Here is a 13,484-nt window from a genome sequence, read left to right on the forward strand (position 1 = left end):
GGAAATCTCCGAACAACTTACCCAGCTCTACGCCCAGAAGGATGCGACGGTGGAGACGGTCTTTGCCCGGCTCGCACCGCTCGAGGCGAAGCTGTCCGATCTCGAATCGGGTCTCGGGGCTGCCGTGCCGCGGGAACAGGTCGAAGGCCTGGCCTCCCGGCTCGATGCGCTCAACTGGGTGCAGGACGAACTGGCCGACCGGCTGGGCGGCATCCGGGCCGCAGCCGAGGACAAGGCCGAGAAGCTGGTCTCGGGACAGATGGCGCCCGTGCAGGCCCGCCTCGCGGAAATGGAAGGCATGCTCGCTGCTCAGGACCCGCGGGCAGTGCTCGATCGGTTCTCCGAGCGCCTCGAGGCGCTGAAGGACCGGATCACGGTCCTGGAAAACCCCGACAAGGCGCCGTTCGACGAGTTGTCCGCCAAGCTTGGCGAACTCTATGCCCAAAAGGATGCGACGGCCGAAACACTGGCGACACGCCTCGTGCCGCTCGAAACCCGGCTTGCCGAGATCGAGAAGGAGCAGGGCCGGGTGGTGCGTCAGGACCAGCTTGGCGCCGTGTCGGCCCGACTCGATGCGCTCTTCGCCGCGCAGGAAGGCGCCTCCGAACGGCTTACCGCCATTGGAAGCAAGGCCGCACAGGCCGTGTCCATGGCCGAGATTCGCAAGGAAATGTCCCAGGCGCTTGCCGGGCGCGACGCCAATATCGACACGCTGCTCAAGCGCCTGAGCCCGCTGGAGAAGCGGCTGGCCGATCTCGAGGCGCGCCCCTGGGATGACCCCGATGCGGAGGAGGCCCGGGCCCAGGCGCAGGAGGTGGCGATGCAGCTCATTGCCGCGCGTGCCGCTGCCCAGCATACCGAGCTATTCGCCGACCGGCTGGCGCTCCTGGAAACGACTCTCCCGCGGTTGTCGGCCACCCAGACGATCCTGATGCAGACCCTCGAGCGCAAGGGGGGCGCGTCGGAAATGGCCGGGCGCGTCGCCGCCGCGCTGAACCCGCCGCGTGCCCAAGAGGCCGGGCAGGGCGACGATCTGGGCGAGATCCAGTCCATGCCCAGGGTGATCTCGCTGCACCAGAAGTGATCCGCCCCGTCCGGCGGAAGCCCGCACAGCCTCCCATGGCCGTGCGGGGTGCCTCCGGGCCGAATTTTGACTTTCCCGCATTATTTCAGTGTGTTGGCAGGTTTAATCTGCGGCCAGCCAACGCTTTCGGAAATCCCGGCTGCCTGCGGATTGCTAACACCCCTTTAACCTAAACATCGCAGTTTGAGGGCGAGTTCGCTCCGTTTCCAGATTCCCGAGAGAGGTCCCTCGCCGTGGATACCCCCGCACCCGCCGCCTTGTCAGACCTGATCGCAGCCGGGCTCGTGAGCCACGAAATGATAGGAGATCCCGCAAAACTCGGCGGTGAGGCGGGCTGTCTGCGCGCGCTCTGCGCGTTGATCGGCGGTCCGGTCTATCGCGTCGAGGCCTATCATTACGCGTTCCGCGCCGGACCCGGTGATCTCGATGGCCGCCTGGCCGGGCTCGCACCCGGAGAATGGACCGATGCCATCGAGGCCGCCCTTTGTGCTTCGCTCGGAGAGGAGGCGGTCTGGCTCAATGCCACCGATCTCCTGCCCGAAGCCGATGCGGCCTTCGCACAGCCGATCCTTCTCCTCCGCGCTCAGGATGCTGCCGTCACCGGCGCCCTGGAAAGCGCAGGCCCTGAGATCCAGGCAGTGGTCAATGCCCGCTATGCCGCGGAATGCGCCCGGCTGACCATGGAGCAGGCGACAACCGACGGGGCAGGGGAGGGGCTCGCGGAGCGTCTCGCCGCCCTCGAGGCGCGCCAGGGAGAGATCCTGAACACGCTCGCCGCGCGGGAGGCTGCGGTGCAGGAAACGCTCGCCAGCCTTTCGGGTACGCTCGGGCTGGTGCTCAAGCGTCTCGATGCCCAGGCCACGACGCTGGGTGCCCATCTGGAGCGCCAGCAGGCGACCGTGGGGCACGGCAGCCAGGATGCGGCGGGCCTGCTCGAAGCGGCGGATGCCTTCAAGAAGACGCTGGGGCTTACGCTTGCCGAATTTCTGGCCCGGATCGAGCAGCGCGCCGAAGAAGATCGCGCTGCATTTCGTGTGTCGCAGTTCAACTGATAGATCTTCAGCAGAGGCATGAAACCGATGCAACAGGAGACGGCCGGAACGACCGGCATCAATGCGGCCAAGACGGAAGCAGCCGACGCCGACAAGCCCGGAGAGGCCGCGCGCAAGACATTGGCCATGCGCATCGCGCACCGCAACCGTCTACGGGCGGAGCGGCTGGCGCGGCTGCGGGCCGAACCGGTGTCTGAACCGGCGGAGATGGCCGCGCCCGAAGCATCACCCCTGGCTCCCTCCCCGAAGATGACCCCCAAGGCTTCCATGGCCGCCCCCTCAGCCGAAATGCCGTCCAGGGAAATGGCCGACACGCCGATCCCGAAGCCGGCGGAACAGGCCGGTGCCGCCCCCGCGGGCAAGACCGTCGGGGAAGCCGAGGACAATGCCGCCGCCCTGGAGGAATTTCTGAAGGCCCTGAGCCAGGGCAGCGCTGCGCCCTCGTCACAGGCTGTGGCCGACGACCCCGAACCGGCGTCGGTCCTGCCGTTCCAGCGCCCGCCGGAGGCCGAACTGGCCGCAGCCCATGCCGGCGCGCGGGGAGCCGGGATTTCCGAGCCGCGCGCCGCGCCGGTCTGCGACCTGCAGAAACTGGACGGGGCCGGACCCGGCCTCATCTGGGCGCTGCAGAGAGCCGGCATCGCCTGCATGGCCGAACTGGCCCCGCTCGAGGCCCCGGATCTCGTCTCGCGGCTCGGGTATCTCGGTCGCCTTGTCCCGGCCGAAGCCTGGATCGATCAGGCCCGCGCGGGATAATTCCCGACCGGTCGTCTCCCCGCCCTGCCCGGATCTTCGATCGGGGCAGGAGCCGCGGCGAAGACGCGTCGTCTCGCCGGGAGGTCCGGTCTCAGGCGTTCTCGGCCCGGACCCCGTGATCGCGCAGGGCCGCGACATCGGCATCCGTCAGGATCCAGCCATCCACCACGTGAAACCCCGGTGCAACCGCGGGCACCGCGGCCCTTGCCGGGGGGATGAACCGGCCGATGAACGGCGCAAAGGCGGCGGCCGCCACCGCCAGGCCGATGAAGGATCGTCTTGAAGGTCTTCTTGGCGTCATCCTCTCATCCTTCTTCGCAGGGCATAACCTCAACTCACCAGCACGTCGGAGAGGTGATCCCCGAGCCTGAGAGCGAGTTGCACGATCGTGTAGGTCGGGTTGGCGTGGCCGCCGGAAGCGAAGACGCTGCACCCGCCGAGATAAAGGTTCTCGATCCCATGGACCTTGCAGTCGGCATCCACCACGCCTTCGCGCGCATCGGCGCTCATCCGTGTGGTGCACATGTGGTGATGCAGGGCGACCTCGCTGCCGGGGCTGCCCAGGTCCGGCGGGGTGGGGGTCTCCTCCAGAAGCCAGTCCGCCATCTGTACCCGACCGATGCCGGTCTGCGCGAAATGCTGCCCGAGGGCCGTCGCCGAGCCGCGCAGCGTATGGTAGTCGAGCGGGCTGAGCCGCCAGTCGAGGGCGAGCATCCGCAGCCCGAAACGGTCGGTCTCATCGGTCAGGAGCACCCGGCTCTCCGGGTTGAGCGCCTGCTCGATGATGGTGCCGATCGGGGCCAGCCGGTAATCCTCGGCACCGCGCTGCTCGAAATATTCTCCCAGCCCGCCGATCTCGCAGTTGAAGGGCCGACCGAGCATGCGCTCGGCCAGGCGGGTGATGAAATCGGCGGAACAGGCGACGCTGCGTTTCGCCTCGGTGGCGAAATCCATGCCCTTGGAGGCCATGAGCAGGTTGAAGTTCAGGATCTCCTCGCGCGCCATCAGTTCCGGGGTCGGCGCGAAACCGGCCGAAGGCGGCACGGCATCCTCGAACATCACCTGGCCCACATTGTAGGTGGGATGCTCCGAGAAATAGCGCCCCACCAGGTCGTGGGTGTTGCCGATCCCGCCCGGGATCTGGCTGTCGGCATTCAGAAGCGCGCGCGGGTTCTCCATTCCGCCCAGGCACAGGCAATAGGCGCGGGCCCGGATCGTGAACCCTTCGTCCTCGGGGGCATAGGAGCGGAACACCGCGCCGGTGATCGCGCTGCCGGCCTCGTTGACGCGCAGATCCACCAGGTTGGCGTTGACCACCAGCCGGATGCGCTCCGAGGCGGTCATTTCGGCGCGATACTTGCTGTTGAAACGGGTGGGCGGGCTCATGCGGAAGCGGACGATCTTGAGATCGTCCTCCGCGCCTTCCACCGGCTGGTCGGGCAGGGCACTTGCGGGCGGCAGATCGAGGATCTCGTCGGTTTCGGCGGCGTAGGGGTCGAGATCGCCACTCGTGATCGGCCAGCCACTCAGCGGGTGATAGGCGCGGGCCTCGAAATCATACGGATCCAGCCCGCGGCTCCGGCCGCCCCAATGGTTCGAGGTGCCGCCGAAATAGCGCAGCCGCGTGGTGGTGGGGTCGTAGTAGTCGAGGCCGAGAATGTCGCCTTCGTAGAGTTCCTGGCTCTCGGCGCTGATGTCGAGCCCGCCGCCTTCCATGAGGGCCACATCCAGGCCATGGGCCGCGAGCTTGCGGGCGGCGCTGATGCCTGCGGGTCCCGAGCCCACGATGCAGACATCGAACATGCGCTCGAGACCGCCTCTTTCCAAAGTGTTTGCATCAAGGATCATGTCTGAAAGCCTGCCATCCTCCAGGTGGAACGAAGTCCACGATCAATATCGGTCTTCCCCGGCTCCCTGTCGTCTTGTCGGGCAACGGGACGCGGTCTGCAATATCCGACGCCCTCAGTAGTATCCGTAGGTCTCGCCGCCGTAGCGGCACATGTTCAGCACCACGCCCAGGAAATTGCACTGGGCCGAGAGGTCCTGCTCGCAGGCATCGACCTCGTCGAGCCGGGTCCGCTCGGCGCCTGCGACCAGAAGCACGCAGTCGAGATGTGGCAGGAAGGCCATGACATCGTCGCTGACCAGCATCGGCGGCAGGTCGAACAGCAGAACGTTCGGCCGGAAGGTTGCCTTGAGATTGGCCACACCCTGGGCTGTGGCGGGATTGAGCAGGATCTCGGAGGAATTGCGCACCGAGCCGGCATTGGTCCCGATGGCGAGATTGTCGCCCACGCGCACGAAATTCTCCGTCGGGGACCGTGTGCCCTGAAGCACGCTCGCCATGGATTGCGGTGTCTCGAGGCCGAGCGTCCGGGCAATCGAGGGCCGGCGCAGGTCCAGATCTACCAGGACCGTGCGCATGTCGGTCTGGCGCGCCAGGCTGAAGGCGAGGTTGAGACTCGTCATGCTCTTGCCGCAGGCGGAGGTCGGCGAAGTGATGCCGAGCGAGACCCAGCGGTTCTCGCGCATGGTGCGCAGGATGCGCGTGCGCAGCATGTCGAAGGCGGCATCGCTCGGATCGCTGTCGGCATAGGTCACGATCCGATGCTCGGCCATGAGCGCGGGGTCCGGCTCGAAGCTCTCCAGCGCCTCCCAGGAGGCGCCGACGGCCGAGGGCGCATCCCAGGAGGAATAGGTGCCCGGCAGCCCTCTTGCCGCCGGCATGCCCCGCTGCTCCTTGGCCTTCTGTATCGCGGCTTGAATGCGTTCCATGATGTCCTCGTGCCGGGGGAGGCGGCAGGCGCCTCCCTTGTGCCTTCTATGTGCCGCTCAGGAGGGCGGAGCCACCGCGGCCGGTGGTGCGGGAACCTCGCCCCTCAAGGTGCTCTTGAGCTCGCTGATGAGCAGGTCGAGCGGCATGTAATACGTGTGCAGCATGAACAGACCCAGCGGGATGATCACGAAGATCAGAAACAGCGCCAGGGCGATGAGCGTCCGCTTGACCCGTCGCTCCCGGCGGGTGCGGATGTAGGGGATCGTGGCCAGCGGCTGGAGGCCGAGATGGGTCGAGAGATCCACCGAGCGCCGGATGGAGCGGTTGAGCATCTCCAGAAGCACGACGATCCCGAGGCCCGCGCCCACGCCGCCGGCAACACCGGCCATCGCGATCAGCTTGCGGTTGGGGCTCTCCGGATAGGGCGATTCGATCGGCTGTTCGATCAGCGTCAGCCGCTGGCCCCGCGAACTCAGCTCGATCCGCTCGCCCACCCGCGCCTGGGCCAGCCGGGCGCTGGCCTCCTCGTAGCGCTGGTTCAGGTTCTGCATTTCGCTCTCGAGGCTGTTGAGTACCATCTCGTTGCGCGGTGTCGTCGCGATCGAGGCCTGGAGCTCGGCCAGCGTGTTCTCGATCATCTGCTTTTCCTGGGTGATGAATTCGAGACGGGCGTCGATCGGCGCGAGCTCGAGATCGAGCTCCGTGGCAGGCTCCGAGGAGCCGTCGCCGCTCTCGGGCGTGGCGCGGGTCTGGCGCTGTTCCTCGACCAGCTGTTCGAGATTGTTGATCTGGTGGTCGAGCACCCGGATCGCGGCGCTGGAGGGCGAATAGATCGCCAGTTTCTGCAGCCGCTCGCTCTTCAGCGCCTCGAGCTGCTCCTCCTCCGGCGTGCGGGTGTCGAACGTGCCTGACCGGCCCGTGCGCTCATAGACCCAGATCGCCGTGGCGCGCTCGTTGCGCAGCGAGGTCTCCTCCCGCTCGAGCGCGAGCAGGCGCTCCTGTTCGATGAGTTGCTGCTGGCGGCGCGCCTCGAGACTGTCGGGCAGCGCCTCCACGTTCTCGGTCTTGAACTCGGCGATCTCGCGCGCCTTTTCCTGCAGCGATTCGGAGAGTTTCGCGACCTCGGTCTCGAAGAAATCCGACGTGCCCGTGGCCCGTTCGTTGCGGATGCGGACATTCTCCGCCAGGATCAGGTTGACCACCTCGTTGGCGCCGCGGGCGGCCAGCACGGCATTCGGCGCCTCGAAGGAGATCCGGACCACGATGGCACCGGGCGTCGGCCCGGTCCGGCCTACATCCTCGGGCTCGCTGCCGGTGAAGGTGATCCGCCCGGCCATGCTCTTGATGATGTCCTCGGCCGAGGCATCGGGGCTGTCGGCGAACATCTGGCTCTTCTCGGCGAGATCGAGAAGATTGGCCCGGGTCAGAACCCGCTGCTGGATGATCTGGATCTGCTCGTAGGGATCGATCGGCACCGTGGATTGCGCCAGATCGTCGGAAATCTGCTGCGGCTCCACGAGGATCCGGGCACCCGAGACATAGACCGGCGGCAGGATCGCCGCCACCGTGACACCCAGGGCGGCAATGAAACCGGAAACCAGAATGAAATAGGGCAGCCGTCGGAGGAACACCGCCCAGTAGAACTTCAGATCCAGATTTCCCATTTCCCGTGCTTCTCTAAATTCCCGGCCCGATCAGCCGACCAGCTTCAGGTTGCCGTGCATGCGGCGATCCGTGACCACCTGTTCGACCACGCCGGCATCGATCAGATCCCGTCCGTCGGTAAAGGCATAGACCAGCGCGTAATCGCAGATCTGGTTGACCAGGCGCGGCACGCCCCGCGAGGCGCGGTGCACGCATTCGCAGGCTGCCGGCGTGAAGATCTCCCGCGTGGCCCCGGCCACCGAGAGGCGATGGTTGATATAGGCCTCGACCTGCTCGGCAGACATGCCCGGCAGGTGGTATTCCGCCGCAACGCGCTGCGAGAACTGGGTGAGCTGGGGCTGGGCGATCAGGTCCCGAAGCTCGGGCTGGCCCACCAGCACGATCTGGATCAGCTCGTCCTTGTCCGCGTTGATGTTGGAGAACATCCGCAGCTCTTCGAGGGTTTCGGTGCTGAGATTCTGCGCCTCGTCGAAGATCAGCATGGTCCGCCGCCCGGAGGCGTATTCCTCGATGAGGAAATCCTGGAACTGGGCGAAGAGCTGCACATAGCTCGCACCGGTATCCGTGGGCACGCCGAGGGCCATCAGCACCCAGTGCAGCAGCTCGCCGCGGTTTCCTTGCGCGTTCGAGATCAGGCCGACGGTGAATTCCTCGGGCAGCGTGCGGAGCAGATGGCGCAGAAGCGTGGTCTTGCCCGCGCCGATCTCGCCTGTGATCACGGTGATCGGCGCATGGGTGAGCATGCCGTATTCGAGCATCGAATAGGCACGCGTGTGATTATCCGACCAGTAGAGGAAATCGGGATCCGGAAGAAGCGTGAAAGGCCGCTCGGTGAGGCCAAAATGGTCCGTGTAGATCGCCAAGTTACTCGTCATTCCCATTGTTACGCGACACGCCCTCCGAGAAGGGCACGCTTTTCGCCGCCCCGCTCTTTGGCATCTTTGGCGTGCATTCTACAGGCTTGTACACCTCATATCACGTAATTAATCGAGACAAGAATAACAGGTGAGCGAGTGTGACGTGTACACCGGGGGCCGACATTGACCGGGCCTGATCGGGCAGACCGGGCGGACCCGCGGGCGCGTCAGCTCAGCGCACCCAGATGCTTCTCGAGCGCCTCGCGCAGGTCGGGCACCATGAAGGGCTTGGCCACGAAATGGTCCACCGAGGCACCGGCCTGGTCCTGGTAGGCCTTTGATGTGGCAAGGAAAACCGGGATCGAGCTCAGGCCCGGATCGGCCTTGATCTTCTCGGCGAGCTCCACGCCGGACATGCCGGGCATGTTCAGGTCCGAGATCACCACGTCGAATTTCTTGGCGCCGAGCTGGTCGAGCGCGGCCTCGGCGCTGGCGGCCACCGCCACGTCGATGACGCCGATTTCCTTGAGCACGAGCCGGGCCATGGCGCGCATCGTCTGCTGATCGTCTACCACTAGGGCGGCTATGCTCTTGGCGTCTGGCATTTCTCTACTCTCTGACCGAGGCTTGTTGAGCCGCACCTTTGGCCGGGAAGCGTTAAGAAGTCCCGAATCCGGGGGTGAGTTCCGGTGCGAGGCGCGCATTTTCGCAGTCTCGTGCCGGCTGGTGCCCGGGGGGCGGAATTTCCCAAGGTTAACAGCGCCCTGGCCCATGCCACTTCAATGCATATTCGATGCATATTTCATGCATATGTTTTTCGCACGAACGGGAAAGGTTAACGGGGGGTGGGTGGCATGGCCCAGCGTTTCAAACGGGGCGCAGGGTGCTTCGTTCAGAGGGAGAGTGGGGGCTGATAATGGAGTGTATGGGGCTTACCAAGCGAGCCGGTTTTGTCCTGGGGTTTTCTCCCGCTCAAACGACTGGATTTTCGTACGGTATGGGAGAGGGACAGAAACGGCCGTTTTAGGCGCAAAGGTTCTGGCATGGGGTTTGTATCCAGTGTGCGGGACAAAGCGGGCCTTCGCTGCATAATCGACGCAAGTCTGCCGCATGCGGCCCGCGATCGGAATGGTACGCGCGAAATGTGATCTTCAGTACATGGGCGTACGAATATTTCGATCAGTCAGCGCGCACGATCCGGTCGGAGCGCATCAAAGGCTGCGTCCAGTTTCACGCTGAGGGATGTGTCCCGCCCGGGGGTGAAGTGGGCCAGCGCGACGTCGAGGCAGGCGAAGGACGCGTGGACCAACGCATCCGCTTCCAAGCGCCGGGCGTCCGCGTCGCCGAGGCGTCGCGCGATCTCGGGTGCAAGTCCGACAGCCCAGGCAATATGCTTTTCGAGCGTATGGGCGCGCAGGCTTGCCGTGCTGTTGACCACGCGCATCGTTCTGGCTGCGCCTTCGGGATCGCGATCGACATTGTCGGCCAGCACATCGTAGCCGCGGCGCAGGGACACCCAGACGTCTTCGTCCCGAGGCCGGGCCTTCACGGCCTCGATGATCCTTTCGCCGAAGGCGGCATGGCCCGCGACCACTACGTCTTCTTTCGTGGGGAAGTAACGGAAAAAGCTGCGTCGCGAAATGCCGGACGCGGCCGCGATGTCGTCCACCGTCACGGCGTCGAACCCTTTTTCATCGAAGAGTGCGAGCGCGTGGGCGGCGATGGATGCCGTTACAGCCTCTGCCTTGATCGTCCTGAGGGAACGGCCTGAACCATCAGCTACGCTCGTCATTGACACCTCGCGCATAAAATGGCACTTAGTGCCAAATAAATTACTTAATGCCGATTTCGGCATGTCACACACAGGAGACGAGCTTGAATACCGAACGTCAAGAGAACTCGCTTCCATCCCGCAAGCTCGGCCGAAACGGCCCAGAGGTGTCAGCCATCGGCTACGGGGCAATGGGCATCACCGAGCATTACGGACCGGACACCACGAACGACGCCGTTAGGACGATCCGTCACGCCCATGAGATCGGCGTGACGTTTTTCGACACCGCCGAGATGTATGGCTGGGGTCACAATGAACGCGTTGTGGGAAAGGCACTGGCGCCCGTGCGGGACGACGTAGTGATCGCCACCAAGTTCGGCTGGACTCGCGACTACGGCTACGACAGCCGACCCGAGCATATCCGCGAGGTTCTCGACAACAGTCTGCGCTTTCTCGGCGTGGAGCATGTCGATGTCCTGTATCAGCATCGCGTCGATCCCGACGTGCCGATCGAGGACGTGGCGGGGACGGTCAAAGACCTTATCGAGGCGGGCAAGGTCGGCCATTTCGGGCTCAGCGAGGCGGGGCCGGAGACCATCCGCCGCGCCCATGCGATTCAACCGGTGGCGATGCTTCAGACCGAGTATTCGCTGTTTGAACGCGATGTCGAGCAGCTGTTTCCCGTGCTAAGAGACTGCGGCATCGGCTTCGTGCCCTACGCGCCGCTCGGCCGCGGTTTCCTGACCGGGACGGCCAAGCCGGCGGACCAGTACGACGAGAGCGACATGCGCAGCTTCGATCCGCGCTGGCAGCCCGGCGCCTTCGAGAAGAACGTAGAGGCGGTGCGCCAGCTCGAAACCCTTGCCGAGGAACGCGGGGCCAAGATCTCGCAATTGGCCTTGGCCTGGCTGCTGGCGCAGGGCGACGAAATCGTTCCCATCCCCGGCACGCGCAACATCGCGCGCCTGGAGGAAAATGTCGGCGCCGCCCGGCTTACGCTCTCCGCCGATGACCTTCGACGCATCGCCGAGATCCTTCCCGCCGGTGGGTTCGGCGCGCGGTACCCGGATGCGGTGATGCCAGAATGGACATGACCGATGCCACCCGAAGATGCGCGCGGCGTCCCCGGTGAAAGCCGGGGTCGTCAAGCGCGTCGCGGCCTAATAAGGGCAGCCGATCGCGAGAAGCCGGGATCGTGCAACTCGCCTCCAAGGTATGGCCATGCGTAGAGATCGGAAGAGGTGTTCTGGGCAGTGTCGCAGAGCGCACACCGAATTCAGATTTGCTGCGTCGTGAGTTCCGTTCTGCACTTGAAGAATTGGGCCGCATTGGGGATCGACCTACCAAAGCCGACATTCATCCATCCCGCAGCAAAGGACTATCTGGGCTCCTTCGGGACCTTCTTCGCACCGCACGCCTGTCGCACGGGCTTGATCGGCGCGACATGAAGCGCACCATGATCCGGATGTGTCCCGGCCTGCTATCCGGGAGGCCTGACCCCGGGGAGGATCGAGAAATGACTGTCGTGCTTGCCACCGTGTGCCGGGATGGAGTCGTGCTCGGCTCGGATTCCCAGATCACCGACAAGGGGCGGGGGATGACATACCCGGCCGAGAAGCTGCACCCGCTGGGCGATCTCGCGGCCTGGGGCGGCAGCGGCGCGCGCTCGGTGCTCACCGATGTCGAGAATTGCTTCAACCAGAACAGCGCGGCGATCCTGGAGGCCCCCGACATCGGGCGGGCCTTGCAGGAACAGGTGCTCCCGATCCTCCGCCATCACTACGACACCTTCATTCCCGACGTGCCGGGGGAGGAAGGCGGCGGGACACCCTCGGCCTATGTGATGGCCGCCGGATGGCGGGACGGGGCGCCGTGGATCACGGAGATCACGCCCTCGGGCATGATCGGACACTACGCCGATATCGGGTTCCATGCCATCGGCAGCGGTGCGCCCATGGCCCAGCAGGCCGGATCGCTTCTCTCCCACTTCCACCTGACCGAGCGCTCGCTGCGTTTCGGCTGCGCGGCGGTGCTGCGGGTGCTGAAGGCGCTCGATCTCACCTCTCCCAGCGTCGGCGAGCCGTTCAGCCTGTGCCGCATCAACGAGGACGGTGCCCACCATCTCGACGCGGAGGAGATCGAGGAGGTGGGCGACCTCGTGCGGCGCTGGGAGGAGGCCGAACAGGCCGCCATCGCCGATATCTTCGATTGAGCGCGGCTGGTGGGGGCGGGGAGAGGCGGCCGGCTCCGGGCTCATTTTCCATCCGAGCCAGGCCCATCTGGCACGGGACGAGGTGCGAAGCACCGCCGTGCCAAGCGCCGGACCGTCCCGGAGGTCTGGCGCTTTTTCAGGGTTGCGCAACGTTCGGGCGTTCAGGTGTCGGCACCATAAATCGCCTCCAGCCGTCGTTTCGGCGCCATCCCCCGGTCCGCCGCAGGCACGGCTATGCCGAGGCGGCGCACTTTGGGTCATTCAGATGACCAAAATCCTTTTTCAGGCGGCTATTCCGCCTGAAACGGTTTTGGTCAGTACCCCGCCCGCCAGACCTTGCGCCGGGCCCAGACATCGGCCCAGACATCGGCGGATTCCTTCAAGGAGGCCTTGCCCGTCAGCGTGCCGAGCGTGCGCGTGGCGATGAGCCGGGTGAGCGGGAACATCCCGTAGAAGAACCGGCCCACCGGGCGCTGCCACTTCGGGAAATGCCGGTCGATCAGGGCGATCTTGCCGGTCATGAGCTTGACCATCCGGTCGGAGCGGACGGTCTCGGAGGCGCCGCCGTAATGGATGATGGTCGAATTGGGCGTGACCCGGGGCCGTGCGCCCAGGGTGTTGCGCGCCCGCAGGCAGAGATCGGCCTCCTCGCCATACATGAAGAAGGCGGGATCGAAGCCGCCGAGCGTATCCCACATCTCCTTGGTGATCAGCAGGTAGCAGCCCTGGACGATGTCGACCTCGCGCTCGGTGTCGCGCGGCCAGCCGCCATAGCCCTCGGCATTGAAGAAGGCCGAGTTGGGAAAGATCGCGGTCAGCCCCGACATGCGGCAGAAGCAGTTCCAGACCGTCATGCGCTGCCAGCAAGAGGAGGGGTTGAGGCTCATGTCGCCGAAGAGCGTGCGCCCGCCCCAGATGCCCGCCTCCGGATTGGCCTCGGCGAAGGCCACGAGCTTGTCGATCGCGTTGTCGAGCACCACGGTGTCGGGGTTGAGCAGCAGGAGATACTTGCCGTGCGCGCGCCGGGCGGCCTCGTTGTTGCCGCCGGCAAAGCCCAGGTTGTCGGAGCGCGCATCGAGCACCATTTCGGGGAACTCGGCTGCCATCGCCTCCGCCGAGCCGTCCTGGCTGTTGTTGTCGACGACGATCACCTCATGGGGGATCGTCGTCTGGTCCCGCACGCTGCGCAGGCATTCGAGCGTCATCTCGCGGGTGTTGTAGCTGATGACCAGCACGGAGACGACCGGTGTCGCGCCTGTCTCGGGCTTCGGGTCGGCAGGGGAGGGGGAGGCGTCTTGCATGGGAAGCGGG

General features: G+C 65.4%; 13 protein-coding genes. 5 read left to right on the forward strand and 8 right to left on the reverse strand.

Annotation, left to right across the window (positions count from 1 at the left end):
- From ACP15W_RS19565 to ACP15W_RS19575, 3 genes are all read left to right on the forward strand, one after another.
- Positions 1-1,084: hypothetical protein (locus tag ACP15W_RS19565; protein ID WP_424934633.1), on the forward strand; the 1,084-nt coding region annotated here is incomplete at its 5' end.
- A gap of 233 nt (positions 1,085-1,317) precedes the next feature.
- Positions 1,318-2,136, forward strand: a complete 819-nt coding sequence (locus tag ACP15W_RS19570) for a hypothetical protein (protein ID WP_424934634.1) — start codon at positions 1,318-1,320, stop codon at positions 2,134-2,136.
- Positions 2,137-2,163: 27 nt separating this feature from the next.
- Positions 2,164-2,892 (forward strand): hypothetical protein, encoded by a 729-nt coding sequence (locus ACP15W_RS19575; protein WP_424934635.1) that lies wholly within the window; start codon positions 2,164-2,166, stop codon positions 2,890-2,892.
- Positions 2,893-2,983: 91 nt separating this feature from the next.
- On the opposite strand, the gene ACP15W_RS19580 is transcribed toward ACP15W_RS19575, so the two are convergent.
- The 7 genes from ACP15W_RS19580 to ACP15W_RS19610 all read right to left on the reverse strand — a co-directional run bounded on the left by ACP15W_RS19580 (position 2,984) and on the right by ACP15W_RS19610 (position 9,982).
- Positions 2,984-3,193, reverse strand: coding sequence for a hypothetical protein (locus tag ACP15W_RS19580; protein WP_424934636.1), 210 nt, complete (start codon positions 3,191-3,193; stop codon positions 2,984-2,986).
- Between the two features lie 29 nt (positions 3,194-3,222).
- Complete coding sequence (locus ACP15W_RS19585; protein ID WP_424934637.1) at positions 3,223-4,740, reverse strand: GMC oxidoreductase; 1,518 nt, start codon at positions 4,738-4,740, stop codon at positions 3,223-3,225.
- Between the two features lie 114 nt (positions 4,741-4,854).
- The gene (locus tag ACP15W_RS19590; protein ID WP_424934638.1) at positions 4,855-5,667 is read right to left on the reverse strand and encodes a CpsD/CapB family tyrosine-protein kinase; all 813 of its coding nucleotides are present in this window, start codon (positions 5,665-5,667) and stop codon (positions 4,855-4,857) included.
- A 57-nt stretch (positions 5,668-5,724) separates the two neighbouring features.
- Entirely contained in the window at positions 5,725-7,332 is a 1,608-nt protein-coding gene (locus ACP15W_RS19595) for a GumC family protein (RefSeq protein WP_424934639.1), read from the reverse strand.
- 30 nt (positions 7,333-7,362) lie between these two features.
- Positions 7,363-8,208 (reverse strand): ExeA family protein, encoded by an 846-nt coding sequence (locus ACP15W_RS19600; protein ID WP_424934640.1) that lies wholly within the window; start codon positions 8,206-8,208, stop codon positions 7,363-7,365.
- A 209-nt stretch (positions 8,209-8,417) separates the two neighbouring features.
- Positions 8,418-8,795 (reverse strand): response regulator, encoded by a 378-nt coding sequence (locus ACP15W_RS19605; protein WP_424934641.1) that lies wholly within the window; start codon positions 8,793-8,795, stop codon positions 8,418-8,420.
- A gap of 578 nt (positions 8,796-9,373) precedes the next feature.
- Complete coding sequence (locus ACP15W_RS19610; RefSeq protein ID WP_424934642.1) at positions 9,374-9,982, reverse strand: TetR family transcriptional regulator; 609 nt, start codon at positions 9,980-9,982, stop codon at positions 9,374-9,376.
- 83 nt (positions 9,983-10,065) lie between these two features.
- Here ACP15W_RS19610 and ACP15W_RS19615 point away from each other — a divergent pair, with 83 nt between their 5' ends.
- The gene (locus tag ACP15W_RS19615) at positions 10,066-11,055 is read left to right on the forward strand and encodes an aldo/keto reductase (RefSeq protein ID WP_424934643.1); all 990 of its coding nucleotides are present in this window, start codon (positions 10,066-10,068) and stop codon (positions 11,053-11,055) included.
- A gap of 422 nt (positions 11,056-11,477) precedes the next feature.
- Positions 11,478-12,173: a hypothetical protein gene (locus ACP15W_RS19620; protein WP_424934644.1), complete on the forward strand. Its 696-nt coding sequence runs from the start codon at positions 11,478-11,480 to the stop codon at positions 12,171-12,173.
- A 314-nt stretch (positions 12,174-12,487) separates the two neighbouring features.
- Here ACP15W_RS19620 and ACP15W_RS19625 read toward each other — a convergent pair whose 3' ends face one another.
- A complete protein-coding gene (locus ACP15W_RS19625) occupies positions 12,488-13,474 on the reverse strand; it encodes a glycosyltransferase family 2 protein (protein WP_424934645.1) in 987 nt (328 codons plus the stop codon).
- Between the last annotated feature and the right edge of the window lie 10 nt (positions 13,475-13,484).

This window comes from Amaricoccus macauensis (assembly GCF_049800915.1).
GTDB lineage: Bacteria > Pseudomonadota > Alphaproteobacteria > Rhodobacterales > Rhodobacteraceae > Amaricoccus > Amaricoccus macauensis_A.